Source organism: Advenella mimigardefordensis DPN7 (assembly GCF_000521505.1).
GTDB classification, from domain to species: domain Bacteria; phylum Pseudomonadota; class Gammaproteobacteria; order Burkholderiales; family Burkholderiaceae_B; genus Advenella; species Advenella mimigardefordensis.
Genome location: NZ_CP003915.1, coordinates 2,166,565 through 2,189,120 on the forward strand (window position 1 = coordinate 2,166,565; position 22,556 = coordinate 2,189,120).

Annotated in this window: 20 protein-coding genes; 10 read left to right on the forward strand and 10 right to left on the reverse strand. The window is 55.0% G+C overall.

Features of this window, described 5'->3' with window-relative positions; genetic code table 11:
- Nucleotides 1–6: 6 nt before the first annotated feature.
- The 3 genes from MIM_RS09985 to MIM_RS09995 all read right to left on the reverse strand — a co-directional run bounded on the left by MIM_RS09985 (nucleotide 7) and on the right by MIM_RS09995 (nucleotide 3,566).
- Entirely contained in the window at nucleotides 7–711 is a 705-nt protein-coding gene (locus MIM_RS09985; protein ID WP_025372612.1) for an ABC transporter ATP-binding protein, read from the reverse strand.
- Nucleotides 711–2,375 carry an ABC transporter permease gene (locus MIM_RS09990; RefSeq protein WP_025372613.1) on the reverse strand — a complete coding sequence of 555 codons (1,665 nt, stop codon included), beginning with the start codon at nucleotides 2,373–2,375 and terminating at the stop codon, nucleotides 711–713. Before MIM_RS09990 ends, MIM_RS09985 begins: the two co-directional genes overlap by 1 nt.
- A 159-nt stretch (nucleotides 2,376–2,534) precedes the next feature.
- Nucleotides 2,535–3,566 (reverse strand): Fe(3+) ABC transporter substrate-binding protein, encoded by a 1,032-nt coding sequence (locus MIM_RS09995; RefSeq protein ID WP_042070192.1) that lies wholly within the window; start codon nucleotides 3,564–3,566, stop codon nucleotides 2,535–2,537.
- Between the two features lie 387 nt (nucleotides 3,567–3,953).
- On the opposite strand from MIM_RS09995, the gene MIM_RS10000 reads away from it, so the two are divergent.
- The 4 genes from MIM_RS10000 (at nucleotide 3,954) to MIM_RS10015 (ending at nucleotide 8,737) form a co-directional block, all read left to right on the forward strand.
- Entirely contained in the window at nucleotides 3,954–4,340 is a 387-nt protein-coding gene (locus MIM_RS10000) for a Rid family detoxifying hydrolase (protein WP_025372615.1), read from the forward strand.
- A 13-nt stretch (nucleotides 4,341–4,353) separates the two neighbouring features.
- Nucleotides 4,354–6,402 carry an ATP-dependent DNA helicase RecG gene (recG, locus tag MIM_RS10005; RefSeq protein ID WP_042070194.1) on the forward strand — a complete coding sequence of 683 codons (2,049 nt, stop codon included), beginning with the start codon at nucleotides 4,354–4,356 and terminating at the stop codon, nucleotides 6,400–6,402.
- Nucleotides 6,403–6,530: 128 nt separating this feature from the next.
- The gene (locus MIM_RS10010; RefSeq protein ID WP_025372617.1) at nucleotides 6,531–7,478 is read left to right on the forward strand and encodes a LysR substrate-binding domain-containing protein; all 948 of its coding nucleotides are present in this window, start codon (nucleotides 6,531–6,533) and stop codon (nucleotides 7,476–7,478) included.
- A gap of 137 nt (nucleotides 7,479–7,615) precedes the next feature.
- Nucleotides 7,616–8,737, forward strand: a complete 1,122-nt coding sequence (locus MIM_RS10015; RefSeq protein WP_025372618.1) for a high-affinity branched-chain amino acid ABC transporter substrate-binding protein — start codon at nucleotides 7,616–7,618, stop codon at nucleotides 8,735–8,737.
- Nucleotides 8,738–8,971: 234 nt separating this feature from the next.
- Here MIM_RS10015 and MIM_RS10020 read toward each other — a convergent pair whose 3' ends face one another.
- The 4 genes from MIM_RS10020 to ugpB form a co-directional block, all read right to left on the reverse strand.
- Nucleotides 8,972–10,054 (reverse strand): sn-glycerol-3-phosphate import ATP-binding protein UgpC, encoded by a 1,083-nt coding sequence (locus MIM_RS10020; protein ID WP_025372619.1) that lies wholly within the window; start codon nucleotides 10,052–10,054, stop codon nucleotides 8,972–8,974.
- A 12-nt stretch (nucleotides 10,055–10,066) separates the two neighbouring features.
- The gene (gene ugpE / locus MIM_RS10025) at nucleotides 10,067–10,912 is read right to left on the reverse strand and encodes a sn-glycerol-3-phosphate ABC transporter permease UgpE (protein ID WP_025372620.1); all 846 of its coding nucleotides are present in this window, start codon (nucleotides 10,910–10,912) and stop codon (nucleotides 10,067–10,069) included.
- A gap of 12 nt (nucleotides 10,913–10,924) precedes the next feature.
- Complete coding sequence (gene ugpA, locus MIM_RS10030) at nucleotides 10,925–11,806, reverse strand: sn-glycerol-3-phosphate ABC transporter permease UgpA (protein ID WP_025372621.1); 882 nt, start codon at nucleotides 11,804–11,806, stop codon at nucleotides 10,925–10,927.
- A gap of 241 nt (nucleotides 11,807–12,047) precedes the next feature.
- A complete protein-coding gene (ugpB, locus tag MIM_RS10035) occupies nucleotides 12,048–13,358 on the reverse strand; it encodes a sn-glycerol-3-phosphate ABC transporter substrate-binding protein UgpB (RefSeq protein ID WP_025372622.1) in 1,311 nt (436 codons plus the stop codon).
- A gap of 228 nt (nucleotides 13,359–13,586) precedes the next feature.
- Between ugpB and proC the strand changes: the two genes are divergently transcribed.
- The 6 genes from proC to MIM_RS10065 all read left to right on the forward strand — a co-directional run bounded on the left by proC (nucleotide 13,587) and on the right by MIM_RS10065 (nucleotide 18,800).
- Nucleotides 13,587–14,456, forward strand: coding sequence for a pyrroline-5-carboxylate reductase (gene proC / locus MIM_RS10040; RefSeq protein ID WP_025372623.1), 870 nt, complete (start codon nucleotides 13,587–13,589; stop codon nucleotides 14,454–14,456).
- Nucleotide 14,457: 1 nt separating this feature from the next.
- Complete coding sequence (locus MIM_RS10045; protein WP_025372624.1) at nucleotides 14,458–15,018, forward strand: queuosine precursor transporter; 561 nt, start codon at nucleotides 14,458–14,460, stop codon at nucleotides 15,016–15,018.
- A 153-nt stretch (nucleotides 15,019–15,171) separates the two neighbouring features.
- Nucleotides 15,172–16,098 carry a high-affinity branched-chain amino acid ABC transporter permease LivH gene (gene livH / locus MIM_RS10050; protein WP_025372625.1) on the forward strand — a complete coding sequence of 309 codons (927 nt, stop codon included), beginning with the start codon at nucleotides 15,172–15,174 and terminating at the stop codon, nucleotides 16,096–16,098.
- Entirely contained in the window at nucleotides 16,095–17,333 is a 1,239-nt protein-coding gene (locus MIM_RS10055; RefSeq protein ID WP_025372626.1) for a high-affinity branched-chain amino acid ABC transporter permease LivM, read from the forward strand. The genes livH and MIM_RS10055 overlap by 4 nt, the downstream gene beginning before the upstream one ends.
- Nucleotides 17,330–18,097 (forward strand): high-affinity branched-chain amino acid ABC transporter ATP-binding protein LivG, encoded by a 768-nt coding sequence (livG, locus tag MIM_RS10060; protein ID WP_025372627.1) that lies wholly within the window; start codon nucleotides 17,330–17,332, stop codon nucleotides 18,095–18,097. Before MIM_RS10055 ends, livG begins: the two co-directional genes overlap by 4 nt.
- A gap of 1 nt (nucleotide 18,098) precedes the next feature.
- Nucleotides 18,099–18,800, forward strand: coding sequence for an ABC transporter ATP-binding protein (locus MIM_RS10065; protein ID WP_025372628.1), 702 nt, complete (start codon nucleotides 18,099–18,101; stop codon nucleotides 18,798–18,800).
- A 105-nt stretch (nucleotides 18,801–18,905) separates the two neighbouring features.
- Here the strand turns inward: MIM_RS10065 and MIM_RS10070 are convergent, their stop codons facing one another.
- From MIM_RS10070 to MIM_RS10080, 3 genes are all read right to left on the reverse strand, one after another.
- The gene (locus MIM_RS10070) at nucleotides 18,906–19,661 is read right to left on the reverse strand and encodes a glutathione S-transferase family protein (protein ID WP_025372629.1); all 756 of its coding nucleotides are present in this window, start codon (nucleotides 19,659–19,661) and stop codon (nucleotides 18,906–18,908) included.
- 95 nt (nucleotides 19,662–19,756) lie between these two features.
- Nucleotides 19,757–20,380 carry an SCO family protein gene (locus tag MIM_RS10075; protein WP_025372630.1) on the reverse strand — a complete coding sequence of 208 codons (624 nt, stop codon included), beginning with the start codon at nucleotides 20,378–20,380 and terminating at the stop codon, nucleotides 19,757–19,759.
- Between the two features lie 18 nt (nucleotides 20,381–20,398).
- Nucleotides 20,399–22,555 (reverse strand): M3 family metallopeptidase, encoded by a 2,157-nt coding sequence (locus MIM_RS10080; protein ID WP_025372631.1) that lies wholly within the window; start codon nucleotides 22,553–22,555, stop codon nucleotides 20,399–20,401.
- Nucleotide 22,556 lies beyond the last annotated feature (1 nt).

The window sequence follows — 22,556 nt, forward strand, 5'->3', positions numbered from 1 at the left end:
GGCGGATCAGTGGCAGCCTGACGCCCTGTCCATACGACGCCAGCCCTGCAGTTTTCCGTCTTTCATGGTGCCGATATGATCGGCAATGGCTTCGGCTTCTTCCAGGTTATGCGTCACCAGAATGGCGCTGATACCGCTGTGCTTCAGAATGCTGCGAACTTCTACGACCAGTTGCTGACGAATTTCCGTATCCAGATTGGAAAACGCTTCATCCAGCAAAAGCAGTTTGGGTGAGGGTGCCAGTGAACGAATCAGCGCAACGCGTTGCTGCTGACCACCGGACAGTTCATGTGGATATCGGTCACGCAAGTCGGACAGGCGTACCAGTCCCAGCAATTCATCCACCCGCTGCTTGCGGGCCTGTTGTGATTGTTTGCGCAGGCCAAAAGCGACATTCTGTTCAATCGTTAAATGTGGAAATAGGGCGTAGTCCTGAAACATCATGCCGATACGCCGATGCTCGGGTTCGAGCATGCGGCCTGACTCGGCAATGACCTGACCGTCCAGCAGAATCTGTCCGGCGTATACCGGTTCGAAGCCGGCGATGGCACGCAGAACGGTGGTTTTCCCGCAGCCGGATGGTCCAAGCAGGCAAACAATTTCACCGGCAGGCACTTGCATGGTATAGCCGTCAACAACCACCTTCATCCGGTGGTCATGTTTATAGCCCAGGCGGATATCGTTAAGTTGCAAAATGGGTGTTGCGTCCATCAGTAGTTTGCCTTCAATTGGGTACGGGCCAGCAGAATGACCGGGATCAGCCCGGCAAAAACAATAATCAGGGCGGCAATCGCTCCTTCGTCATAGGTGCCGCGCGCCGCCTCGGCATAGAGCCAGGTGGACAGCGTTTCAAAATTGAGTGGTCGCAGCAGCAGGGTGGCCGACAGTTCTTTCATGGCATCGACAAAAATCAGCAGGGCGGCGGCGCCCAGCGCCGGCCGCAGCAACGGGAAGTGAACCCGCAGGAAACTGCGAAATGCGCTGTGACCAAGGCTACGCGAAGCCTGCTCCAGCGATGGCGGGATCCGGGCCAGTCCGGATTCGATACTGCCCACTGAAATAGCCATAAAGCGCAGGGTGTAGGCGCACACAATTCCGGCTGCCGAACCCATGATATACAACTGCGGCGGAATACCGGCCAGCGCGTTCAGCACGCCCGAAATAAGCTGATCCAGCCAGGAGTAGGGGATGAGCAGGCCCGTCGCCAGAACGGTACCCGGAATGGCATAGCCCAGGCTGCTGCAGCGGGCAAGCAGGCGTGCCATGCCGCTGCGCGCATGGCGGGCAGACCAGGCGATGAGTAGCCCGCAACCGATGGTGACCACCGTGGCCGCCAGCGATACGGATACCGTATTGTAGGTGGCTCTGGACAGTTCTGCTGACAGGGCCTCCAGCGACGACAGGCGCTTGAACGATTCGTTGACCAGAAACCAGAAGGGAATGATAAAGCCGGTAATGATCGGAAACCAGCCCAGCAGCATGGCGACCAGGGCGGCAAAGCCGCGCAGTTGCACCGGTTGTATCGGATGCATGCGCTGGGTGATGGCATAGCGCTGGCGCCGCCGGGCATAGCGTTCCATATAAATCAGCAGGGTGACAACCGCCAGCATGACAATCGCAATTTGTGCCGCACCCTGCAGATTGGAGCGGGTGATCCAGGTGGTATAGATGGAGATCGTCATGGTCTGGATGCCGAGAAACTCCGATGCTCCCACGTCATTCAGGGTTTCCAGCAGGGCCAGGCTTAAACCCACCGCCATGGCCGGGCGTGCCAGTGGCACGACCACGCGCCAGAATGCTTCGCGACGTGAGCACCCCAGTGTTCTGGCCGCTTCCAGCAGGCTGGCCGCCTGCGTCATGAACATCACCCGAACGCTTAAATAGACATAGGGGTACAGCACCAGTCCCAGCAGGATGATGGCACCCGGCATGGACCGCAGGTCTGGGAGCCGGAATTGGCGCGGCGAATCATAACCCAGCAAATCGCGGATCAGGCTTTGTATGGGTCCCAACGGGTGCAGCACATCCAGATAGGCGAATGCCATAATGTAAGTGGGTACGGCCAGCGGCAACAGCAGGCCCCAGGTCACCAGCCTGCGGGTGGGAAACAGATAGGCGGTGGTCAGCCAGGCGCTACCGCCACCGATCAGTGCACTCAGGACACCCACGCCCAATAGAAGTACCACCGTATTGGACAAGGAGACCGGGAGCACATTCTGCAGCAGGTTCAGCCAGTGGCCGGTCTCACCGGACGCGGCCAGTGCAGCCAGCACAAGCACCGGCGCCAGTACGCACAATGCCAGACAGGCGGCAATCCACTGGCTGGGAGGCCAGCGACGGGTCGAAGTCAGGGCGTTAAAGGGACGGGTGGGCATGCCGGGTTTACTGAAGTAATCAAACGGGTTTACTAAATGCATGCGGCGGGCTAGATGCCCGCCAGACATGAATAGACAAAACAGAGAACAGCTGGCCGGTGTGCACCGGTGCCTGGCAGTCTTGCCAGGCAAGCCGTTCTCGGAATGCAGGAAACGATATTATTGATCGAAACCGACCTGGTCGACCAGGTCGCTTGCTTGCTTACGGTGTTTGGCAATCTCAGCCAGTGGCAGCGTGTCGGGTTTCAATGTGCCGAAGCTGGCAACGGTCGGATCCAGTGCGACGCCCTGGCGGACAGGATACTCGTAATTGGCGCTGGCATAAAGGTTTTGCGCTTTTTCAGAAGCCAGGTATTCCAGCAGTTTGACTGCATTTTCCTTGTTGGTTGAATGTTTGGCAATCGCCGCGCCGCTGACATTAACATGTGTGCCACCGTCTTTGCTGCCTGCAAAGGTTGGCAGAATCACTTTGATGGCATTGCCCCATTTATATTGCTCAGCATCGGGTTTTGCATTGCGCATCTGGCCAACATAATAGGAGTTGGCGATACCGATGTCACATATCCCACCCAGAATGTCTTTCGCTACATCGCGGTCGCCGCCGGCAGCCTTGCGGCCCAGATTAGCCTTCACGCCTTTGAGCCATTCCTGCGCTTTTTCAGCGCCATCATGGGCGATGACGGCCGCAATAAGGCTGGTATTGTAAGGGTGCTGGCCAGAGCGGATGCATACCTTGCTTTTCCACTTGGGATCGGCCAGTTCTTCGTAGGTGAATTTATCCAGATTCAGGTCTTTGGCGGCATACAGGACCCGGGCACGCGTAGACAAAGCGAACCACTGGTTGTTCGGATCACGCAAATTGGCTGGAATGGCCTGATTCAGCGCATCCGATTGCACCGGCTGGGTGATGCCGGCATTAACCAGATCAATCAGATTGCCATAATCGACCATCATGAGCAGGTCGGCGGGCGAGCGTTCGCCTTCACTTTTGACACGTTCTGCCAGGCCATCTTTCATGAAAACCGTATTGGTTTTGATGCCGGTTTCCTTGGTGAAGTTATCAAGAATAGGCTGGATCAGTTTGGGTTCACGCGTTGTGTAGATATTGACTTCGCCTGCGGCATAAGCCTGGGCGCTGCAAAGAACGCCAGCGCAAGTGAGTACCTGGGTAAGCATAGAGAGAGATTTCATGACTTCCTTTATGATGTGAGGATAAATCCAACTGCGCCATTCGAGGCGGCAGATTCGCCTTCGCAGTTCGAACGTTGCTGACAATAAGAATGATTTTCAATATATTACTTCAGCTAAATTTCAGCTATGAAGGAAATCAATTTTTTTTCTAAAATTCTGTAAAAAAAGCGTCAATAACGCGTCAGACTATATTTAATCTGTGCCGTTTTACCTATAGCGTGCGTGCTGTTTTGTCCTCAGGCCTGAGCCAGTCTGCATAGCCCGGACCGGGCGTACTTGCGTTAAAACCGGTGTACGATGCCTGTGGACACAAGGTTATTTTCGGGCCGAAAGTGTATATACTATTGCTATTGCCTATAGTAAACGCCTCGTTCATTGGAGAATCTCATGACCAAACAAGTCATTCAGACAGACAAAGCACCCAACGCCATCGGCCCGTACTCCCAGGCAGTGGTTGCACCCGCCGGCAGCACGGTCTACCTTTCCGGCCAGATCGGTCTTGATCCGGCCACGGGTGATCTCATCTCAGAGCAGGTCGAAGAGCAGGTACGTCAGGCATTCAGCAATATGAGTGCCGTGATCCACGCTGCCGGTGGTTCGCTGCATAGTATCGTCAAGCTCACCTTGTTTCTCACGGATTTGAGTCATTTTGGCATTGCCAACAACGTCATGTCCGAACTCATCCCCGAGCCGTTTCCGGCCCGCTCAACGGTTGAAGTCAGCGCCTTGCCAAAAGGAGCGCTGTTCGAAGTAGAGGCAACAATCGTCGTCTGATCCGGTTGTAGTCATGCCTGCTGCTTCCGCAAAAACGGCCAGTCCCAGTGCTATCAGCAAGAAATTTGCCAGCCTCGGACTGGTACAGGATTTTGATTTTGTGTTGCATTTGCCCTTGCGCTATGAAGACGAAACGGCACTGCATCGCATCGATTCCCTGTATCCGGGTCAAATGGCGCAGGTGGAAGGCATTGTGCGCAAAGCCCAGGTCATCATTCGGGGCCGGCGGCAGCTAACAGCGACCATTGATGATGGATCGGGTCAGCTGGCCTTGCGCTGGCTGAATTTTTATCCCAGTCAGATTAAAGCGGTTGAGGAAGGGCGGCTGATTCGTGTGCGCGGCGAAGTGCGCGGCGGTTCGTTCTGGGGGTTTGAAATGGTTCACCCCAAAGTCAGCCGTGCCGGTGCACCACTATCAGACAGCCTGACCCCGGTGTATCCAGCGACAGAGGGGCTGAACCAGCCGCAAATTCGCAAGGCAGTCAATGCGGCGCTGGCGCGGGTGCGACTGGATGATACGCTGCCCGTCGCGGTTCAGCATAAATACCAGCTTGCGTCTTTTGCCGAATCCATACAGTTGTTGCATAACCCCCCGAAGCAGGCCGATACCCTGGCATTGATTGAAAAGACGCATCCGGCATGGGAGCGGATCAAGTTCGATGAATTGCTGGCGCAGCAATTGGCGATGTCGCTGGCACGTGCCACGCGGGAGAGCAAAAAGGCCTATGCGATCCAGGGTGGCGCTTCTGGTCTGATGCAGCGCCTGCTTGATCAGGTGGGTTTTACACTCACCGCGGCACAGGAGCGCGTTTGCCAGGAGATATTGGCGGATATGCAACGACCTTTCCCTATGCAACGCCTGCTGCAGGGGGATGTTGGTAGTGGTAAAACCGTGGTGGCTGCCATTGCGGCGGCACAGGCGATCGACCAGGGGTTTCAGGTGGCCATTATGGCGCCCACGGAAATTCTGGCCGAACAGCATTTCAAAAAAATGTCCGCCTGGTTCGAGCCGCTGGGTGTGCGTAGCGGCTGGCTGGCAGGCAGCCTGACGCCAAAGAAAAAGCAGCAGGCAGCAGCGCTGGTGGCCGATGGTACGACCCAACTGGTGGTTGGCACGCAGGCGCTCATCCAGCAGCATGTGACGTTTGCGAAACTGGGGTTGATGGTCGTAGATGAACAGCATCGCTTCGGAGTCGGGCAGCGTCTGAGCCTGGCCCGCAAGGGCGAGCAGGAAACCGTGGCTCCCCATCAATTAAGTATGAGTGCTACGCCGATTCCGCGTACACTGGCCATGACGTTTTTTGCTGATCTGGACGTCTCGGTCATCGATACATTACCTCCGGGGCGCACGCCGGTCATCACCAAATTGTTTGCCGATTCCCGGCGTGACGAGTTGCTGGCGCATGTAGATACGGTGATCCGGCAGGGCAGACAGGTATACTGGGTCTGTCCGCTGGTTGAGGAAAGCGAGGCATTGCAACTGCAGACGGCGACCGATACCTTCAATCGGCTGCAGCAGGAATTGCCTCAATTGCGTATTGGTCTGCTGCATGGACGCTTGCCCACACAGGAAAAAACAGCGATCATGTCTGCTTTCCATGAGCATGCGCTGGATTTGCTGGTAGCAACAACGGTTATTGAAGTGGGGGTAGACGTGCCCAACGCCTCGCTGATGATTATTGAGCATGCAGAACGGTTCGGACTGGCACAATTGCATCAGCTCCGGGGCCGCGTAGGCCGCGGACAAAATGAATCGTTGTGCGTGCTGCTGTACCAGACGCCCCTGTCGTCTGTGGCAACGGCCAGGCTGAAAGCCATGTACGAAACGCAGGACGGTTTTGAAATCGCCCGGCGCGATCTGGAACAGCGTGGTCCGGGGGAATTTCTTGGGATGCGGCAATCGGGCATGGCGCTGCTGCGCTTTGCCGATATCGATCTGGATGCGCCCATTGCCGAGCAGGCGCGTGAGACCGCGCAATGGTTGCAGGCAACGCATCCCGAGGCGGCAGCGGCGCACTTGCAACGGTGGGCGCGGCAGCGGGCAGATTTGCTCAGAATATGACGTGCCTGAGCCGGTGGTATTCGTTCTGAACCCTCAGCCAGGACTCAGAATACGCGCGTTTTACCAGGACTATCCTGTCCACGGCTGCATTTGCAGCCACTTGACCCTTATTTTATGCGGAGCCCGGTGTGACGCTTACCGAACTCAAATATATCATTGCAGTTGCCCGTGAACGCCATTTTGGTCGTGCGGCCGAGGCCTGCTTTGTCAGCCAGCCAACCTTGTCGGTGGCCATCAAAAAGCTTGAAGATGAACTGGGTGTGGTGATTTTCGAACGCGGGGGCAACGAAGTGGGCGTCACGCCGACCGGCTTGCGGATTGTTACGCAGGCGCAGAAGATTCTCGAAGAAAGCGCTAATTTAAAAGAAATCGCCAGGCAGGGGAATGATCCCCTCACGGGCGCATTGCGCGTTGGCGTCATTCATACGATCGGCCCCTATTTACTGCCCAAGCTGATTCCCCTGCAATTGCGCCTCACACCGCAGATGCCCTTAATTCTTCAGGAAAGCTTTACGGTGCGCCTGCTTGAGCTGCTGCGCCAGGGCGAGATCGATTGCGCCATTGTGGCTTTGCCATTGCCGGAAGCGGGTCTGGAGGTTCGTCCGCTTTATGAAGAAGACTTTATTGCCGCCGTTCCCCGTTATCATCGCTGGGCAGGGAAGGCGCAAATTGATACCGAAATGCTGAAGCAGGAAACGATGCTTTTGCTGGGTGCAGGCCACTGCTTTCGTGATCAGGTATTGGAAGTCTGCCCGGAAATGTCGCGGTTTTCCGCTGCCGCAGACGGCATTCAGCGTTCGTTTGAAGGCTCGTCACTGGAAACCATCCGCCACATGGTCGCTGCCGGCCTGGGGATTACGCTGTTACCCATGACAGCGTTACCCGAGAAGCCGCCTGCGGCTGATGATCTGGTGCATTATGTGCCGCTAAAGGAGCCGGTGCCCAACCGCGAAGTGGTGCTGATCTGGCGTCGCAGCTTTCCGCGATTGCAGGCGATTGATGCTTTGGCCGATGCGATCTATCGCTGCGAGCTGACCGGCGTCAGAATGCTTAACGGCAAGGTTCGCAGCATGTAGTCAAGTCAGTGCGATCTCCTGTTGCAGATCAGGGTTTACCTTGAAATTTCGCACAAAATTGAACCATCTCGAAAAAAAGTGCGAGAATAGCAGCGTTAAACGTTCTTACGTATTCTTACATTACCGGAGTATTACAAATGAATTATCTGAAAGCGTCTGCACTGTCCGTGGCCATCTCTGCCGGCCTGATGCTGTCGACCCAGGCACTGGCTGCAGATACGATTAAAATCGCGGCAGTCGGGCCGGTGACCGGACCGGTGACCCAATATGGCGACATGGTTCGTGAAGGCATCCGCACTGCAATTGAATCTGTCAACGCAGCGGGCGGATACGATGGCCAGCAATTCGAAATGGTCGAAGTTGACGATGCCTGCGAACCCAAACAGGGTCCTATTGCGGCCAATAACGTCGTTAACAAGAAAATCGGTTTTGTCGTAGGTCCGGTCTGCTCGGGCGCGACGGTAGGCGGCGCCTCTGTCTACAACCAGGAAGGGGTCGTTATGATTACGCCTTCTGCAACGGCACCTAACGTGACGGATGGCAAAAATTTCGATTTCGTTTTTCGCACTATCGGGCGTGATGACCAGCAAGGTCCTGCCGCCGCAAAATATATCATCGACAGCGTCAAGCCCAGCAAAGTCGCCATTCTGCATGACAAGCAATCTTACGGTCAGGGTATTGCTTCATCCGTGCAGGACAATCTGAAAAAGGCCAATGTTAACGTTGTTCTTTTCGAAGGTATTAACGCAGGCGAGACCGATTACTCTTCCGTTATTACCAAAATGAAGTCAGCGGGCGTTGATTTTGTTTATTACGGTGGCTACCATCCTGAAATGGGCCTGCTCATGCGTCAGGCGGCCGAACAAGGTCTGAAAGTCAAATTCATGGGGCCTGAAGGCGCCGGTAATCCTGAAATCAATGCCATCGCAGGTGATGCCGTTGAAGGCATGCTGCTGACGCTGCCTGCCGATTACTCTGCGCTGCCAGAAAACAAAGCCGTGGTCGAGGCATTCAAAGCCAAAAACCGTAACGCATCCGGCGCTTTCCAACTGACCTCGTATGCGGCAACCCAGGCAATTGTTGAAGGGATCAAAGCCACCAAAAGCACCGATCCTGAAAAAGTCGCTGAATGGCTGCATGGCAATACAGTGAAGTCTGTGATTGGTGATCTGTCCTGGAACAAACAGGGTGACCTGAACGAGTTCAGGTTCGACGTCTACACCTGGCACAAGGATGGCAGCAAAACGGCTGTGAAGTAAATCGATGGGCGGGCCGTTTATCGGGCCTGCTGCAGTGAAGCCGGCAAACCGGCATACAAAAAAACCGGAACAATTTAAGATTGTTCCGGTTTTTTATGTGTGTTGTTTCGGCCATGCTGGCACAGGCCGTGCTATGCGGTTTATCGCGGGATCAAATCAGTCTGCAGAAGGAGCTGTGATTCGCAGCCTAAGGCAACGATGCAAGTGTCGTGCACAAGTGCCGACCTTATCTGTTTAATCAATACGCCGCGTCGTGATCGGATCAAACCAGTGCAGCGGGTGCCGTGCGTCCGCGCCTGCATTGATCTCGTCGCCGATTTTATAATGGGCCGTGGCCGTTTCATGAACATCGCAACGGATTACTGCCAGTGTATCGCCAACGCGTCCGTGAATCAGTTTTTCCGATCCGAGGATCTCGATCATTTCAATTGTCATAGGGATGCCTGGTTGATCCAGCACCATGTGTTCCGGTCGAAAGCCCAGAATAATCTCTTTACCACGCGCCAGCTCTGGTACTTGCGTTGCAGGGACGGCCATTTTCCGGCCGGCTTTGCTCACGATGTCGCCGTTGGCGGCAACGGACACCGGCAGCAGGTTCATGGGTGGCGAACCGATAAAGGCTGCGACAAACGTGGTGGCCGGTTTTTCGAATACTTCAATGGGTGTGCCGATTTGTTCGGCCACACCCTTGTTCATCACGATCATGCGATCGGCCAGCGTCATGGCCTCTACCTGGTCGTGGGTGACATACAGGCTGGTAGTGCGCAGGCGTCGATGCAGTTTCTGGATTTCCAGGCGCATCTGTACGCGCAGTTTGGCATCCAGATTGGACAGGGGTTCGTCGAACAGAAAGACTTTTGGTTCGCGTACAATCGCACGGCCCATGGCCACGCGCTGGCGCTGTCCGCCGGATAATTGTTTGGGTCGACGATCAAGCAGATTGCCCAGTTCCAGAATACCGGCGGCCTGCTGTACCCGCTCGTCAATTTGTTGTTTGGTCAGCTTACGAATTTTCAGACCATAAGCCATGTTCTCATAGACCGACATATGCGGGTAGAGCGCGTAGTTCTGAAAGACCATGGCGATATCGCGCTCTGCCGGTTCCAGGTCGTTGACGATATTGCCGTCGATCAGAATCCTGCCGTCGGTGACCGACTCCAGACCGGCAACCATACGCATCAATGTAGATTTGCCGCAACCGGAGGGACCAACGATAACAATGAATTCCCCATCCTGTACATCCAGGTTTACGCCGTGGATCACGGCCACATTGCCGGGGTAGGTTTTTCTGATATCGTTAAACTGTAGTGTTGCCATTTCAATAATCCTTTATTTCTCGGTATCCACAAGGCCTTTGACAAACCACTTCTGCATCAGCACGACAACCAGTCCGGGCGGAATCATGGCGAGCAGCGCGGTGGCCATCACAATATTCCAGTCGGTCACACTGTCGCCGCCACCGATCATGGTGCGGATACCGACCACAATCGGCGTCATATCGTCTGTGGTTTTCATGACCAGTGGCCACAAATACTGGTTCCAGCCGTAAGTGAACTGGATCACGAACAGGGCAGCGATACTGGTTTTCGATAAGGGCAGCAGAATATCGCGGAAAAAGCGCATGGGGCCGGCGCCGTCGATACGCGCCGCTTCAATCAGTTCATCGGGTACGGTCAGGAAAAACTGCCGGAACAGGAAAGTGGCCGTGGCCGATGCAATCAGCGGCAAGGTGAGGCCCGCGTAGGTATTGGTCAGTCCAAGCCCGGCGACCACTTCAAAGGTTGGGGAAATGCGCACCTCGACAGGCAGCATGAGCGTGATAAAAATCATCCAGAAACACAGCATCCGGAACGGAAAGCGAAAATACACTACGGCAAACGCCGACAGCATGGAAATGGTAATTTTGCCTACGGCAATGATCATGGCGGTGACAAAGCTGACCCACAGCATATGCGCCACGCTGCTGGGCGCAGAATGCGAGCCGCCCATCAGGGCAGTGGTATAGTTCTCGATAAAGTGGCTGCCCGGCCAGAGCGACATGGGCGCATTGGCCACTTCCTGAGCAGTTTGTGTAGAGGCGACAATGGCAATATACAGTGGAAAAGCGACCACGGCCAATCCAAGTATCAGGATCAGGTGGGCCAGCAGGTCCAGCATGGGGCGTCGTTCAATCATATCCTTGTTTCCTTAATACTGGACTTTGCGGTCAACATAGCGGAACTGGATGACCGTCAGCACAATCACAATCATCATCAGAATGACCGACTGGGCACCGGACGAGCCGTAGTCGAATGACTGGAAGGCAGTTTTGTACACGTTGTAGACCAGGATGTTGGTAGACGTGCCAGGGCCGCCCTGGGTCGTCGTGTCGATAATCGCGAAAGTCTCGAAAAAGGCATAGACGATATTGATGACCAGCAGGAAGAACGTAGTAGGGGACAGCAACGGAAAGACAATGGTACGAAAGCGCCGGAAGGGGCTGGCACCATCGATGGCGGCAGCTTCCAGTAAGGACGTGGGAATGGACTGCAGGCCGGCAAGGAAAAACAGAAAGTTATAGGAAATCTGTTTCCAGACGGCAGCGATGATCACCAGCGTCATTGCGTCGGTCGAGTTCAGGCGCGGATTCCAGCCAAGGCCAAGATCGGCCATATAAACGGCAAGCGTACCAACGGCAGGCGAGAACAGAAAGGCCCACAGCACCCCTACGACGGCCGGTGCAACGGCATACGGCCAGATCAGCAGGGTTTTGTAGACGCCGGCTACCCGTACCACGCGATTGGCCATGACCGCCAGCAGGAGCGAGACGGCCAGACCGATTACGGCAACCAGGCCGGAAAACAGGAGCGTGACCCAGAACGAGGAGTAATACGTACTATTGCTGAACAGTCGGGTGTAATTGTCCAGGCCTACAAATTGCTGGTCACCACCGAATGCCGATTCGATAAAAAACGATTGCCAGATCGCCTGGCCTGCAGGCAGAAAGAAAAAAATGACGGTAATGAGTAACTGCGGCGTCAGGAGCAGATAAGGCAACAGTTTATGGTTGAAAACAACGCGTTTTTCCATGAGAGTGTTCCGATGCAGTCGCCGCGGACAACGAGGCAACCCGGGTAGAGGGCGTTAGGCGAACTGGAACGGCGCCGAAGGCCGGAAAAACCGTTCTGTTCATTCTGAATACGATAGAGCAAATTTATTGTGCCGGCAGGGCCGACAGCATATAAATGCGAAAAAATATAAAGCCTGCGATAAAACGAAAACAGCGAGGGAAACATCACGATGCCCTCGCTGCCTTGCCACTCAGAATCGCCTATTTGTTGCCGTTTTCAAAACGGACCAGCAATTCATTCGCGCGTTTTTCCATATCGGTCGCGCCATCCTTGATGGACACTTTGCTACTGAACATGGATTCCATCACGCCTTCCTCGATGTCACGGATCTGGGGCAGGAAGCCTAAACGGACACCGCGTGATTGTGCGGTTGTTTCCACATTCAATTGCTCGAATGGAACATCGGTACCGGGGTTCTTATCGTAGTAACCAGAAGTCTTGGTGGCTTCGTAAGCGGCTTTCACCACAGGCACATAACCGGTGTCCTGGTGCCATTTGGCAGCCACTTCGGGTTTGGTCAGATAGTGAAAGAATGCCGTTACGCCTTTATAGACTTCAGGCGATTTTTTCGAGAAGACCCACAGCGAAGCACCGCCAATCACGCTGTTTTGTGGTGCGCCTTTCACGTCGGCATAGTAGGGCAGTTTGGCAACGCCGAACTCAAATTTGCCGTTTTTCAGGATGTTGGCCCGTGTGCCGCTGGAGCCGGTAAACATGCCGCATTTGCCGGAGATAAAGAGGGCATTGGCGGCATCGCCACGACCACCGTAGGTAAAGGTGCCTTCTTTGGACATCTTGCTCAGAAACTCAAAGTGCTTCAGGAACGCATCTGAATGCAGATCGATTCGGGCGTCCAGACCGCCGAAACCGTTATCTTTGGATGCATAGGGAACATTATGCAGGGCGGCAAAGTTTTCGATCAGCACCCAGGCAGGCCATGAGGTGGTGTAACCGCATTCGACGCCAGCTGCCTTGAGCTTTTTCGCAAAGGCTTCAATGTCTGCGTAGGTTTTGGGGCCCTGCTCAGGATCCAGACCGGCTTTTTTAAACAGGTCCTTGTTGTAGAACATGACCGGTGTAGAGCTGTTAAAGGGCATGGAAACCAGCTTGCCGCTGGTGTCGGAGTAGTAGCCTGCAATACCGGGCACGAATGCTTTCGGATCCAGAGGATTACCGGCTTTCTCGGCCATTTCCTGTACGGGTTCAATGGCACCTTTGGAATACATCATGGTGGCAGTACCCACCTCAAATACCTGAATGATGTCCGGTGACTGCCCTGCGCGGTATGCGGCGATCCCGGCATTCATGGACTCCCCGTAATTGCCTTTGTAGGTTGCCTGAACAGCGTAATCCTGCTGGGATGCATTAAAATCTTTGACAATGTCGTTAACGCGCTCACCCAGCGGTCCTTCCATCGAGTGCCAGAAAGTCACATTGGTGGCCGCGACGGCACCGAAGCTGGCAAAGGACATGGCGCAGGCCAGGGACAAAGTACGGATCGTATAGCGCATTTTTGGATTCTCCGGGGAGTAGGAATGTCCCGCCGCAAAACGGGGATGTGATAAACGGCATTATAGTATGTCTTGTTTGTGACAGAATAGTGACTATCCCTAACCCGCCTCTGGGCCGGGCATTTACTCCGAAAGTCCAGTAAAATCACCCGTTTGCTTGTCTTTTTTGTCTGGCTCAGCGTATTTTCTGATGTGCTGTCGGGCATTAGCAGAGTACAATCCCTGACCATGAAAAATTCACTCACTATCGCTTTTATCGGCGGCGGAAATATGGCCGGCGCCATGTTGGGCGGCTTGCTTGGCAACCTGTGTCAGCCTCAGGATATCCTGGTGGTGGATCCCGGTGAGGCAACGCGCGCAGCCTGGGATGCCAGGGGCGTAGTCACTGCGGCAGTGGCTTGCGAAGCACTCAGTCAATGTAAAGTCTGGATCTATGCGGTTAAGCCGCAAGTTATGCAACAGGCCATTGAGGCAACGCGTCCGTTTTTGCAGGACGATACGCTGGTCATCAGTATTGCCGCTGGTCTTCCAACCACGCTGTTGTCCGGCTGGCTTGATCAGGCTGCACCGACGCGTACAACCCGGCTTATCCGCTGTATGCCCAATACGCCAGCGCTGATTCGGCAGGGTATTACCGGGCTCTATGCTACGCCAGGCGTTCCGGCGGCGGATCGGCAACGGGCCCAGGACATTCTTAGTTCTGTCGGCGAAGCGGTCTGGGTCGACCAGGAAACGCAACTGGATGCCGTTACCGCGCTCTCCGGCAGTGGCCCTGCCTATGTTTTCCTGTTTATTGAATCGCTTATAGCCGGCGGTATCAGCCTGGGGCTGGACCAGGAGCAGGCACAGCGCCTGGCACTGGCCACTCTCAAGGGGGCGAGTCTGCTGGCGGCGGGTTCTGATCAGTCGCCGGCACGCCTGCGGGAAAATGTGACCTCGCCTGGCGGCACGACCGCTGCGGCATTGAACCGGTTTGCGCAGGGGGATTTTGCAGGATTAGTACAGGCGGCCATGCAGGCGGCCAATGATCGGGCAGCCCAGATGGCGCAGGAATCCGCCGCCGCCGCTCAGCCCGCTCAGGATTCAGGAAAAAAATAGTATGAAGAACACAAGATTTGAAAAAATGACGATAAACCAGACCCTGCTGGCGGTTGCCATCATGGGGCTGATTATCGTATCGTCCAATATTCTGGTACAGCCACAGTTCCATATCAACGCCTGGCTAACCTGGGGTGCCATCACGTATCCCGTCTGTTTTCTGGTAACAGACCTGCTGAACCGGCGTTTCGGTCCGTCGCGGGCGCGCCAGGTGGTGTCTATTGGCTTTATCTTTGCCGTGCTGGCGTCTTATGTGGTGGCAGATTCGCGCATTGCGATCGCCTCCGGCGTGGCGTTTCTCACGGCGCAATTGCTCGATATCCTGGTTTTTGACAAACTACGTGATAAGTCCTGGTGGAAAGCACCGTTTATCGCGGGCTGGCTGGCTGCTATCATTGATACGTTCCTGTTTTTTGGTGTAGCCTTTGCCGGTACCGATGTACCATGGGTCACGCTGGCTACGGGCGATGTGGGCATCAAGCTTGTGATTAATGCGATGTTGCTGGCACCATTCCGTGTTCTGATGTGGAACCTTGGCCGTCCACGCAGCGTGCAGGCTTAGCAGATACGCGCGGCATATCAAACCCGGGCGAGGGTGATCGTTCGCCGCCGCGCCTGTTCTATCAGAAACGACGTAAACCAATAAGAGCATCGGGACCGCCATTCCTTCCAGACAGATTTTCAGGCGGAATGAGGGCGGCACGGGGAGCGCATTATGCAGGAATTTTTACCTCAATTCATTCAACAGCTGATCAATGGCCTGTCGCTGGGGGCGATTTATGCCCTGATCGCCATCGGCTACACCATGGTGTACGGCATTATCGGCATGATCAACTTCGCCCACGGCGAGATCTATATGATTGGTGCCTATGTGGGGCTGGTCACGCTGTCAGCCCTCGGGATTAATCATGGTATTCCGATACCCGTGGTGATTATCGCCATGTTGCTGATTTCGGCTGTGGTTACCGGATTTTACGGCTATGCGGTCGAAAAGATCGCCTATAGACCCTTGAGGGGCAGCCCGCGCCTGGTCGCATTGATCTCCGCTATCGGGATGTCTATCTTTCTGCAGAACTGGGTTGCCATCGGTCAGGGTTCGCGCGATATGGCCGTACCCAACCTGCTGGCAGGATCGTTCCAGTTCAGCCTGGGCGGCGATTTTGCCATTACGCTGACCTATTCCAGGCTGATGATCATGGGTGTGGTGTTTGTGCTGATGGTCGCACTCACGCTTTTCATTCGTCATTCCCGCATGGGCCGCGCATCGCGTGCCTGCTCTCAGGACATGCACATGGCCAGCCTGCTGGGTATAGACACCAATCGGGTTATTTCATTTACCTTTATTTTGGGCGCCGTGCTGGCTGCCGTCGGTGGCGTGCTGATTGCGCTGACCATAGGCAAGCTGAATCCGTTCATAGGCTTTATTGCCGGTATCAAGGCATTTACCGCAGCTGTGCTGGGTGGCATCGGCAGTGTCCCGGGCGCCATTCTGGGCGGCCTGTTGCTGGGGGTGGCTGAAACCCTGGCTGCCGCCTATATTGGTTCCGAATACAAGGACATTGTTGCTTTTGGCTTGCTGGTGCTGATCCTGTTGTTCAGACCGACTGGATTGCTGGGTAAACCGGAGGTGGAAAAAGTATGACGCAGAATCTTAAAAACGCCATTATTGCCACGCTGGTAGCCGGCATTCTTCTGACACCCATTTTCGGGCTGGGCCTGGTTCGCAAGGGCATTAACACGACGATTGTCCCGGAGTGGACGGTTGTTTTGATCGGCATGGCAATTGTGTTTGTGGTGCAATTGCTCAAGCCGCTGATTTTCAAGGGCAATAAAACAGCGCCGGCGAAAAAGCTGCGTTCGGACAAACACGCCGTGCTTGGTCAAAAGACCATGTTCGGCCTGTTCGCCGTGATGCTGGTGATCGCGGTTGTCTGGCCCTTTTTTGGTGATCGCGGTCAGATCGATATTGCTACGCTGGTATTAATTTATGTCATGCTGGGCCTGGGGCTGAATATCGTAGTTGGCTTTGCCGGACTGCTGGATCTGGGGTTTGTCGGGTTCTATGCCGTGGGTGCCTATACCTATGCGCTGTTATACCATTGGGCGGGCTGGGGTTTCTGGCAGGCACTGCCTCTCTCGGGCTTGTTCGCTGCGTTGTTCGGCTTTGTGCTGGGTTTTCCTGTGCTGCGCCTGCGCGGTGACTATCTGGCCATTGTCACTCTGGGTTTTGGTGAAATCATTCGTCTGCTGCTCACCAATCTGACCAGCCTGACCGGTGGCCCTGATGGTATTTCGGGTATTCCCAAGCCATCGGTCTTCGGCTATGAGATGACTCGTAGTGCGCCGGAAGGACAACAGACCTTTCACCAGCTAATGGGCTGGAAGTTTGAAACCGTAGACGTGGTGATCTATCTTTATCTGATGGCGCTGGTACTTGCGGTTATTACATTTGTTATTTCGGCCCGATTGATCCGCATGCCGGTTGGTCGTGCCTGGGAAGCGCTGCGCGAAGATGAGATTGCCTGCCGCTCACTGGGTATGAATCCCACGAAAATCAAATTGTCGGCGTTCACGCTGGGTGCGATGTTCGCCGGCTTTGGTGGTGCTTTCTTTGCGGCGCGTCAGGGTCTGGTCAATCCCGAATCGTTTACGTTTATTGAGTCGGCACTGATTCTGTCCATTGTTGTTCTGGGTGGCATGGGCTCGCAGATCGGCGTGATTCTGGCCGCCGTTGCGTTAACGGTGCTGCCTGAGCTGGCACGGCAGTTTGCCGAGTACCGCATGCTGATCTTCGGTCTGGTCATGGTGCTGATGATGATCTGGCGCCCGCAGGGCCTGCTGCCTGTCAAACGTCCTCACGTGGAGATTGGAAAATGAGTGATGTTGTCCTGCGTGTCGAATCCTTGAAAATGCGTTTTGGCGGTCTGCTGGCGGTAGATTCGGTCAGCCTGCAAGTGCAGAAGAATGAAGTCTTTGCCATTATCGGGCCTAACGGTGCGGGTAAGACCACGGTCTTCAACTGCATAAGTGGCTTTTACAAGCCCACGGAAGGCGCGATCGATCTGCATGGCCAGGGGTTAACAGGTTTGCCCAGCCACAAGGTGGCTCAGCGCGGTGTCGTGCGCACCTTTCAGAATGTCCGCCTGTTCAAAACACTCACGGCGCTGGAAAATCTTCTGGTGGCGCAGCACACCCAGCATGAATCCAGCTTTCTGGCAGGCCTGCTGAACTTGCCGTCCTATCGCAGGGCTGAACGCAAAACGCTGGAGGCGGCACTTTTCTGGCTGGATTTCATGGGCATTCGCGAGTATGCGAATCGTGAAGCCGGTACGCTGGCGTATGGGCACCAGCGACGGCTGGAAATTGCCCGTTGCATGATTACCAAACCTACCTTGCTGTTGCTGGATGAACCGGCAGCCGGGCTTAACCCACAAGAGAAAAAGGATCTGGCCGGCCTGATCAATCGCCTGCGTCACGAATTTGACCTGTCTGTTCTGCTGATTGAGCACGATATGAGCCTGATTATGGGCATTTCTGACAGGATTCTGGTGATGGAACACGGCAAACCGATAGTGACCGGGGCACCCGAGGTGGTGCGGGCCGATCCTCGGGTTATCAAGGCGTATCTGGGAGAAGAATAAGATGCTGAAACTGGACAAGGTAAGCACACATTACGGCGCCATCCAGGCGCTCAATTCAGTGTCTATTGAAGTCAATGAAGGGGAAATCGTTACACTGATCGGCGCCAATGGTGCCGGGAAAACGACCTTGCTGATGACCGTCTGCGGCAATCCCAGGGCTTCATCGGGTACGATCCGGTTTCTGGGTCAGGATATTACGACTGAGCCAACCTCGTTGATTATGCGTCGTGGTATAGCGGTTTCACCGGAAGGGCGACGCGTGTTTCCAGATCTGACTGTGCTGGATAATCTGAAAATGGGTGGTTTTTTCCTGCAGCGGGACGAGATAGAGCAGGGTATCGAACACGTTTTCGGGCTGTTTCCCCGCTTGAAAGAACGGGCAACGCAGCGTTCGGGCACCATGTCGGGTGGTGAGCAGCAGATGCTGGCCATTGGCCGGGCACTGATGAGCAAACCGCGCCTGTTGTTGCTGGACGAACCCACACTCGGTCTGGCGCCATTGATTATTGCGCAGATTTTTGACATTATTCAAACCATCCGCGACCAGGGGGTAACGGTCTTTCTGGTGGAGCAGAACGCGAACAAGGCCTTAAACGTGGCCGATCGCGGGTATGTGCTCGAAACGGGTAATGTTGTGCTGGCCGATACCGGTGCTAATCTGCTGGTAAACGATGAGGTGCGCAAGGCTTATCTGGGACATTGATCAGGCCTGATCCGGCGCGGCAGCTGCTTCTATAGCAGCGCCGCGTCGATAAGGCATTTTCCTAATAACGCGCATTGTCCGAATAACGCGCTTTCTGTATAGCTCTTATCGGGTCTCGTCAGCAGGCACCGATGTGGCTGCTTCTTCAGCCGGCTGCGCAACGGTTGGTTCCGGACTTTCGTTTTTTCCTGGCAGGGACAGTGTAAGCAGGCCGGCTTTTTCTTTTGCACGCTGATAGGCTGGGCGCAGGCGAATGGCCTCCAGGAATGCCTTGATATTGAGCAGGTTATCGGCGACCAGACCACGTCCGTGCAGCACCTGTAGCGCGAATCCCATCTGGATGTCGGCGGCGCTGAAGTGGCTGCCACAGAACCAGCCGGTGTTACCCAACTCAGTATCCAGATAATCCAGTTTGACGTTCAGATCGGGTATGACAAAGCTGTCGAGTGTACTGTTCACGGTCTTTTTCACAATCGAGCGCGCAAAGAAGGGCACCCTGGCATTGGCCATTTTGCTGAGCACCAGCGAAAGCAGGCCGGATGGCATGAGCGAGCCTTCGGCAAAATGCATCCATTGTGAATAACGCAGATAATCTTCAGAACAGACAGGCGGACGCAATCCGCGATTATCATAGCGATTCAAAAGATACTCGATAATGGCACCGGATTCGATCAGGGTGAAACCGTTGTCGCACAGCACGGGTGCTTTACCCAGTGGGTGGATCGCCTTTAAGGAGCTTTGTGCTCGCATGGTTTCCGGATGACGCTCGTGACGCTCAATCTGGTAACTCAGCTCAAGTTCTTCCAGCAGCCAGATGATGCGGAAGGAACGCGACGCTTCCAGATGATGTAATGTGATCATAGCTTTCCCAGGTCAATTTGATTGCAGTTAACTGCCAGTTTAACAAAATGCGGGAGTTGTTGCGGCCGATTGCGCCTTGCCGCGGCTGTCAATGCTTAGAGCAGCGTACGAATTTTTTCCGTCACCTGTTCCGGCGTCTCGCTGTCGGAGGCCAGATAGCGAGCGTGGCCCTCTTTGTCAAAGATGTAAATGCCGCGGCCATGCATTACTTCATAGGCCTGCGGGTTGCTGGCGTCCTTTGGCTTGTTGATCTGGTAGGCAACCCGGTAGCGGCGTGCTACCGAAGCGATCTGTTGTTCACTGCCGGTGAGTCCGATAGCGCCATTATTGAAGGCGTTCACATACGCCTGCAGCACTTCTGGTGTATCGCGGTGCGGATCAACACTGATGAAGAGAATTTGCGCTTCGCTGGCTCTGGGTCCAAGTTGCTGCATTACTTCGGACAATTGCGCCATGGTGGTGGGGCAGATGTCAGGGCAGCTGGCGTAGCCGAAAAACAGCATGACCACTTTGCCTTTCACTGACTCTTCGGTCAGGGTTTTGCCTTCGCTTGCGTTGAGCGAGAAAGACAGATCAGGCAGGTGATTGGCGATTGGATAGATGGTTGTGGGGCGCTGACTTTGCGTTGCGCCCGGGACATCGGGGATGCCCTGGGCAACGGCAGCATGCAATACCAACGGTGCGGCCAGCGCCAGCATCAGGGAAAGACGAAAATGCATGATACTTCCAGTTAAAGGTCAGGCGGCCTCGGCCACAAGTCCGCTGTGACGCAACAGGGCTTCCGGCGAGGGGCCACGTCCACGAAATGCTTCAAAGGATTCGGCAGCAGGGCGCGAGCCCCCCACGGCAAGAATCTGATCCTTGAACAATTGACCAATTTTCGGATTCAAAGTTCCGTGGTCGCTGTCGGCGTGTTCCTCAAAGAGACTGTAGGCATCGGCCGACAGCACTTCGGCCCATTTGTAGCTGTAATACCCTGCACCATAGCCACCGGCAAACAGGTGAGAAAAATTATGGGCAAAACGGTTCCAGGAAGGCGGCATAATGACGGCCACTTCCTGACGGACCTGATTCAGGATTTGCATCACGGCATCAATTTTAATCGGTTCAGCACTTGTATGAATCAGCATGTCGAACAATGAGAACTCGATCTGGCGAACCATTTGCATACCGCTCTGGAAATTGCGCGCCGACAGCAGGCGATCGAACAGATCGCGATCCATTTGCCTGCCGCTCTCCCAGTGAACGGCCATGCTGCACACAACCGGCCATTCCCAGACGAAGTTTTCCATGAACTGCGACGGCAGTTCGATCGCATCCCATTCCACGCTGGCGAAAGGCGAAGCAGCAGGTTCGTCTACTTTAGACAGCAGCGCATGCAAGGCATGACCGGACTCATGGAAGAGGGTAATCACATCGTCATGTGTGAGCAGTGCGGGTTTGCTGCCCTGCGGGCGCGAAAAATTGCAGTTCAGATAGACCACCGGCATGATGCTGAGGGAACCGGTAACGTGTCTGCTTCGTTCACTGTCAACCCATGCGCCGCTCTGTTTTCCCTTGCGGGCATACAGGTCGGTATACAGATAGCCAATCGCCCGTCCCTGTTCCTGTACTTGGAAAACCCGCACATCGTCATGCCATACCGGGGCGTCGAAGGGCACCAGATCAATGCTAAAGAGCGTTTTGATTACGCCAAACAGACCCTGCATGACCTTTTCTTCGCTCAGATATTGCCGGACTTCTTCATCGGAGTAGGCATAGCGGGCTTGTCGCAGTTGTTCCGATACGTAAGTGTAGTCCCAGGGTTCCAGCGTTGTCATGCCCAGTTCCGTGGCAGCAAAATCGCGCAGGGCGGCAACGTCGCGTTGCGCAAACGGGCGCGCCTTGGCGGCCAGATCGCGCAGGAAGTCAATTACCTGCTCGGCCGATTGGGCCATCCGGGTTTGCAGACGCATTTGTGCGAAGTTGCTGAAACCCAGCAGCTGTGCATCTTCCAGTCGCAAATCGAGCAGCTTTTCTATGACCGATGAGTTGTCGTACTGAGGGTCACCCAGTTCAGACGCGAGTGTGGCATAACCGCGATAGAGCGCTTCACGTAGAGTCGCATTTTTTGCATATTGCATGACCGGCAGATAAGACGGCATTTTCAGCGTAAAGCGCCAGCCGGCAGAGGCGGGCTTGTCGGCATTATCTGCACGGGTGGCAACATCGGCAGCATCGGTTGCGTCGGCCAGAGCAGCGGCCTCACTCGCCGCCTGGGCTGCCGCGTCAATCACGTCCTGTGGCAAGCCCTCGAGCATGGCGGCATCATCAACCTGATAATGCCAGTTGTCCATGGCATCCAGTGCGTTCTCCGAAAACTTCTGTGATGTAAGAGCGATCTCTTCATTCAACTGCGCGTAGCGCTGCCTTTGTTCGCCTTCAAGCTCGACACCGCTCAAGCGGAAATCGCGCAGCGCAAGTTCAATAATGCGCTTACGGGTAGGTGTGTAGCTGGCGAATTCGGCGCTTCTGGAAACCGCGAGATAGCGTGCGAACAGATCCTGATTCAGGCCGATCCAGGTGGAGAACTCAGTAATGACCGGCAGCATACCGTTATAGGCTTCACGCAGCGCCGTGGTATTGATGACGGCGTTCAGGTGTCCGGCAACCGACCAGGCCCGCCATAGGCGGCTGGACAACGCTTCCATGGGTTCAATAAAATGATCCCAATCGGGCTGCGTGTTATCGCTGATGAGTGCTTCTATCCCCTGGCGCGTTTGCGCCAGCAGTGCTTCAATGGCAGGCGCGATATGTTCGGGCTTGATTGACGCGTAGTCAATCAGATCCGAAATAGGGGCGAGCAGCGGATTGCTGCCAGCGTTTGCGGTCTGGACATCCTGAGTTTGAGTCATG

Coding starts and splice junctions, on each gene's coding strand:
- MIM_RS09985 (WP_025372612.1), bottom strand. CDS start 711: ATGGACGCAACACCCATTTTGCAACTTAACGATATCCGCCTGGGCTAT.
- MIM_RS09990 (WP_025372613.1), bottom strand. CDS start 2,375: ATGCCCACCCGTCCCTTTAACGCCCTGACTTCGACCCGTCGCTGGCCT.
- MIM_RS09995 (WP_042070192.1), bottom strand. CDS start 3,566: ATGAAATCTCTCTCTATGCTTACCCAGGTACTCACTTGCGCTGGCGTT.
- MIM_RS10000 (WP_025372615.1), top strand. CDS start 3,954: ATGACCAAACAAGTCATTCAGACAGACAAAGCACCCAACGCCATCGGC.
- recG (WP_042070194.1), top strand. CDS start 4,354: ATGCCTGCTGCTTCCGCAAAAACGGCCAGTCCCAGTGCTATCAGCAAG.
- MIM_RS10015 (WP_025372618.1), top strand. CDS start 7,616: ATGAATTATCTGAAAGCGTCTGCACTGTCCGTGGCCATCTCTGCCGGC.
- MIM_RS10020 (WP_025372619.1), bottom strand. CDS start 10,054: ATGGCAACACTACAGTTTAACGATATCAGAAAAACCTACCCCGGCAAT.
- ugpE (WP_025372620.1), bottom strand. CDS start 10,912: ATGATTGAACGACGCCCCATGCTGGACCTGCTGGCCCACCTGATCCTG.
- ugpA (WP_025372621.1), bottom strand. CDS start 11,806: ATGGAAAAACGCGTTGTTTTCAACCATAAACTGTTGCCTTATCTGCTC.
- ugpB (WP_025372622.1), bottom strand. CDS start 13,358: ATGCGCTATACGATCCGTACTTTGTCCCTGGCCTGCGCCATGTCCTTT.
- proC (WP_025372623.1), top strand. CDS start 13,587: ATGAAAAATTCACTCACTATCGCTTTTATCGGCGGCGGAAATATGGCC.
- MIM_RS10045 (WP_025372624.1), top strand. CDS start 14,458: ATGAAGAACACAAGATTTGAAAAAATGACGATAAACCAGACCCTGCTG.
- livH (WP_025372625.1), top strand. CDS start 15,172: ATGCAGGAATTTTTACCTCAATTCATTCAACAGCTGATCAATGGCCTG.
- MIM_RS10055 (WP_025372626.1), top strand. CDS start 16,095: ATGACGCAGAATCTTAAAAACGCCATTATTGCCACGCTGGTAGCCGGC.
- livG (WP_025372627.1), top strand. CDS start 17,330: ATGAGTGATGTTGTCCTGCGTGTCGAATCCTTGAAAATGCGTTTTGGC.
- MIM_RS10065 (WP_025372628.1), top strand. CDS start 18,099: ATGCTGAAACTGGACAAGGTAAGCACACATTACGGCGCCATCCAGGCG.
- MIM_RS10070 (WP_025372629.1), bottom strand. CDS start 19,661: ATGATCACATTACATCATCTGGAAGCGTCGCGTTCCTTCCGCATCATC.
- MIM_RS10075 (WP_025372630.1), bottom strand. CDS start 20,380: ATGCATTTTCGTCTTTCCCTGATGCTGGCGCTGGCCGCACCGTTGGTA.
- MIM_RS10080 (WP_025372631.1), bottom strand. CDS start 22,555: ATGACTCAAACTCAGGATGTCCAGACCGCAAACGCTGGCAGCAATCCG.